Consider the following 4532-nt stretch of genomic DNA (forward strand, 5'->3'; position numbering starts at 1 on the left):
GGCCCGCACCGTGACAGTGCGGGCCCGACGTCGCAGTTCACGCGGAAAATACGCGCTGACCTGCGGCTTACAGCACGGGCAGGTTCTTCTTCAGCTCGAAGGCGGTGACCTCGGAGCGGTACTCCTCCCACTCCTGCTTCTTGTTGCGGAGGAAGAAGTCGAAGACGTGCTCGCCCAGCGTCTCCGCCACCAGCTCGCTGCGCTCCATCAGGGAGATCGCCTCGCCCAGGTTCTGCGGCAGGGGCTCGATGCCCATCGCGCGGCGTTCGGCGTCGGAGAGGGCCCAGACGTCGTCGTCGGCGCCCGCCGGGAGTTCGTAGCCCTCCTCGATGCCCTTGAGGCCGGCGGCGAGCAGGACCGCGTAGGTCAGGTACGGGTTGGCGCCGGAGTCGATGGAGCGGACCTCGACGCGGGCGGAGCCCGTCTTGCCGGGCTTGTACATCGGGACGCGGATCAGCGCGGAGCGGTTGTTGTGGCCCCAGCAGATGTACGAGGGGGCCTCGCCGCCCGAGCCGGCGGTGCGGGTGGAGCCGCCCCAGATGCGCTTGTAGGAGTTGACCCACTGGTTGGTGACGGCCGAGATCTCCGCCGCGTGCTTGAGCAGCCCGGCGATGAAGGAGCGGCCGACCTTCGAGAGCTGGTACTCCGCGCCGGACTCGTAGAACGCGTTCCGGTCGCCCTCGAAGAGGGAGAGGTGGGTGTGCATGCCCGAGCCGGGGTACTCCGAGAACGGCTTGGGCATGAACGTCGCCTGTACGCCCTGCTCCAGCGCGACCTGCTTCATGACCAGGCGGAACGTCATGATGTTGTCCGCCGTGGAGAGCGCGTCCGCGTACCGCAGGTCGATCTCCTGCTGGCCGGGGGCGCCCTCGTGGTGGCTGAACTCGACCGAGATGCCCATGGATTCCAGCATCGTGATCGCCTGGCGCCGGAAGTCCATCCCCACGTTCTGCGGGGTGTGGTCGAAGTAGCCGGAGCTGTCGGCCGGGGTGGGCCGGGTGCCGTCGACCGGCTTGTCCTTCAGCAGGAAGAACTCGATCTCGGGGTGGGTGTAGAAGGTGAACCCCAGATCCGAGGTCTTGGCGAGCATCCGCTTGAGGACGTACCGCGGGTCCGCGAAGGACGGCGATCCGTCGGGCATGAGGATGTCGCAGAACATCCGGGCCGTGCCCGGGGCCTCGGCGCGCCAGGGGAGGATCTGGAAGGTGCCCGGATCGGGCTTGGCGATCATGTCGGACTCGTAGACACGGGCGAAGCCCTCGATCGCGGATCCGTCGAAGCCCATGCCTTCGTCGAATGCCTGCTCCAGCTCCGCGGGGGCGACGGCGACCGACTTCAGGAAGCCGAGGACATCGGTGAACCAGAGCCGCACGAAGCGGATGTCGCGCTCCTCCAGCGTACGGAGCACGAATTCCTGCTGCTTATCCATATCCTACCCATCCTTGCTGGTCAGGCCACCTGCTCCCATGTCGCGGGGCACGTTGGGGCACACGAGCATCCCACCACACGATTTCCGGCGCGTTGCGAACGCCCGTCCAACGATCCGGGACGTGCGCGTGTACGGGCACACGCCCATAGTGCCTGCCCAGGTGGTGCCCATGAAACAGGTGACCGCAATCCCCGCCGACGAAGATCACTCCTGGCGACTGTCAGCCACCGGTTGAGCCTTCATCCGTCACGGACTGATCGGGCGAGGACCCGGACGACGACCGGGACGAGGGCTCGGACGAGGACCCGGACGAGGACCCCGTCGGCTCGGGCCGGTCCGCCGGTTCCGGGTACCGCGTGTGCGTGTCGGACCAGCCCAGCGGGTACGGCTCCCCCTCGTCGCCCGGGACGGCCGGCTCCCCGCCCGCCTCGGTGAACGCCGTCAGCGCCTCGACCAGGGCCGAGCGCTGGCCCGGGGTGAGCCGCTCGACGATCGCCGAGATCTCCCGGTGGCGTACGGCGGTGACGCGCTCGACCAGGGAGTGGCCCTCGGGGGTGAGGCGCAGCACCGTCTCACGGCGGTTGCCGGGGTTGCTCTCGCGGGTCGCCAGCCCCGCCGCGATCAGCCGGTCGAGCATGCGCATGGCGGTGGACGGGTTCACGCCGAGCCGTTCGGCGACCGAGACGAGCTTGGCGTCGCCGTGGGTGGAGAGAACCACCAGGAGACGGAACTGGGGCAGCGTGACCCGCTCCCCCATCGTGGCGAGGGAACGGGCGGAGATGGCGACGAGGAGCCGGGACGCGGTCAGTACCGCGCGGGTCACCGCGTCGACATCGGCGGGGGGACGCCCGGCCCCGGCCCCGCCTCTCTGTTCTGCCATGCCTCTTTGTATCGCGCCGGTGGCTGTTTCACCGGGACCGTTTCATACCGTATCGGCGGCGGTACACGCCCAGGACACAGCGGCGGGAGCGGCGGTGCGCGGTGTCTTTGCCGACGCCCGGACTGCTGCCGCGGCGCGTCACGCACTACGATCTGGCCCCATGGGGGGACAGTCGCGCGGCCGCACCGGCCACATACGCACCACGCGTCCCACGGCTCTGGTCAGCGCCGTGGCGACGCTGCTGGCCGCGCTGTTCCTCTGTCTGGGCACCGATACGGAGACGGCGGGCCACCACCGGGACGCCGCCGCTGTCACCTTCTCCGTGGCGGGCACCTCCGCCGCCGGTCCGGCCGGGGCGTCGCACACCGGCGACGCCCAGTACGTGTGCCCGTACCGGGGCGGCGACTGCGGGCTCTTCCCGCACCTGGGCGCGGCCGTGCTCACCGTGCCGGCGCCCGCCGCGGCGCCCGACGTCGCCGTACAGCAGCCGCACCTCGAACCGCCGCGCCCGGCCGGCCGGGCGCCCCGTTCCGGAGCGTTCCCGCGCGCGCCGGACCTTCACGTCCTTCAAGTACTGCGGACGTAGCCGGGCCCGTACCCCGCACCGTGTTCCACGTTTCGCGTTCAGCATGCAGCGTTCCGCGATTCCGCAGCCATCCCCAGAAGTCAGAAGGACGAAAACATCATGGGTTCGAAGTCCCAGTCAGCCGACCGCAAGGCCCGAATAGAGGAGATGCGCCGTGCCGAGCGGGCCCGCGAGCGGCGCAGCCGGATCATCACGATCACGCTGAGCGCCGTCGTGGTGGTCGGCCTCGTCGGCTTCGGCGCGTACGCGCTCAACAAGGAGTCCGACAAGAAGGACGCGGAGAAGGCCGCCGCCGCGGCGCCCGTCAAGGAGGAGAAGTCCTGGGACGCCAAGAAGCTGGGCCGCAACCATGTCACCGAGGCCGTCACGTACCCGATGAAGCCTCCGGTGGGCGGTGACCACAACCAGGTCTGGATGAACTGCGACGGTGACGTCTACAAGGAGGAGATCCCCGACGTCAACGCGGTGCACTCGCTGGAGCACGGCGCGGTCTGGGTCACGTACAACGACAAGGCGTCGGACGACGACGTGAAGACGCTCGCCGACAAGGTCGGCAAGACCCCGTACACGCTGATGAGCCCGGTCAAGGACCAGGACGGCGCGATCATGCTGAGCGCCTGGGGCAAGCAGGTGACGGTGGACAGCGCGTCGGACTCCCGCGTCAACCAGTTCTTCACCAAGTACGTGCAGGGCCAGCAGACCCCCGAGCCGGGCGCCGCCTGCACGGGCGGAATGGGCGCCCAGTGAGCGGCGCGGACCCGGCCGGGTCCGGCCCCCGGCGGTCCGTGACGCGTACGCAGTGGGCGGCGATCACCGCCGTCGTGCTGGCGCTGGTCTTCGCCGGTACGGCCACGGTCGCCTCCGCCGCGCGCGGCGACGGCACGGCAGCGTCCGCCGGTACGCCGTCCTCGGACTCCGCGGACGCGGGCTTCGCCCGGGACATGGCCGTCCACCACCAGCAGGCCGTGGAGATGTCCTTCATCGTGCGGGACAGCACGGACGACGAGGACGTGCGGCGGCTGGCGTACGACATCGCCAACACCCAGGCGAACCAGCGCGGCATGCTCATGGGGTGGCTGGACCTGTGGGGGCTGCCGAAGGTCGAGGCCGGTACGGAGCCCATGGCCTGGATGGCGGAGGCGGACTCCATGGAGGGGATGGAGGGCATGGACCACGGCTCCGCGGGCCACGGGGGCCATCAGGCCCACGACGGTTCGCTGATGCCGGGCATGGCCACCAAGGCGGAGCTGGACCAGCTCCGCGAGGCCCGCGGCAAGGCGGCCGAGATCCTCTACCTCCAACTCATGACCGTCCATCACCAGGGCGGCGTCTCCATGGCGCAGGGGTGTGTCCGGCTCTGCTCCAACGGTACGGAGAAGAGCCTCGCCGAGGGGATGGTCGCCGCGCAGGAGTCGGAGCTGTCGCTGATGGCGGACCTGCTCGCGGAGCGCGGCGCGAAGCCGCGCGCCTGATCCGCACGCCTGATCCCGCACGCCTGATCCCGCGCGCCTGATCCCGTCGGAGGCTCACCCGCCGTGGGGGCGCCCCAAGCGGGCCGGCGGCCGGGGGCGGGGGGTCACACCCCGGGTGGGGGGAGGGGGGGGGGGTCCCCCCACAAAAGAGCTATGTTTTGTTGT

4 protein-coding genes and 1 pseudogene are annotated in these 4532 nt (G+C 70.2%); 3 read left to right on the forward strand and 2 right to left on the reverse strand.

Annotated elements, in window-relative coordinates; genetic code table 11:
- Positions 1-67 precede the first annotated feature (67 nt).
- Entirely contained in the window at positions 68-1429 is a 1362-nt protein-coding gene (locus tag ACFXPK_RS28660) for a glutamine synthetase family protein (protein ID WP_382888499.1), read from the reverse strand.
- A 367-nt stretch (positions 1430-1796) separates the two neighbouring features.
- Positions 1797-2309: pseudogene (locus ACFXPK_RS28665) on the reverse strand (MarR family winged helix-turn-helix transcriptional regulator); the annotation flags it as partial.
- A 160-nt stretch (positions 2310-2469) separates the two neighbouring features.
- Here ACFXPK_RS28665 and ACFXPK_RS28670 point away from each other — a divergent pair.
- The 3 genes from ACFXPK_RS28670 (at position 2470) to ACFXPK_RS28680 (ending at position 4367) form a co-directional block, all read left to right on the forward strand.
- The gene (locus tag ACFXPK_RS28670) at positions 2470-2895 is read left to right on the forward strand and encodes a hypothetical protein (protein ID WP_384994142.1); all 426 of its coding nucleotides are present in this window, start codon (positions 2470-2472) and stop codon (positions 2893-2895) included.
- A 99-nt stretch (positions 2896-2994) separates the two neighbouring features.
- The gene (locus ACFXPK_RS28675; protein WP_384994140.1) at positions 2995-3642 is read left to right on the forward strand and encodes a DUF3105 domain-containing protein; all 648 of its coding nucleotides are present in this window, start codon (positions 2995-2997) and stop codon (positions 3640-3642) included.
- Between the two features lie 38 nt (positions 3643-3680).
- On the forward strand, positions 3681-4367 hold the full coding sequence (locus tag ACFXPK_RS28680; protein ID WP_384994137.1) for a DUF305 domain-containing protein: 687 nt from the start codon (positions 3681-3683) through the stop codon (positions 4365-4367).
- The last annotated feature ends 165 nt before the right edge of the window (positions 4368-4532 follow it).

The organism is Streptomyces sp. NPDC059142 (genome assembly GCF_042755665.1).
GTDB lineage: Bacteria > Actinomycetota > Actinomycetes > Streptomycetales > Streptomycetaceae > Streptomyces.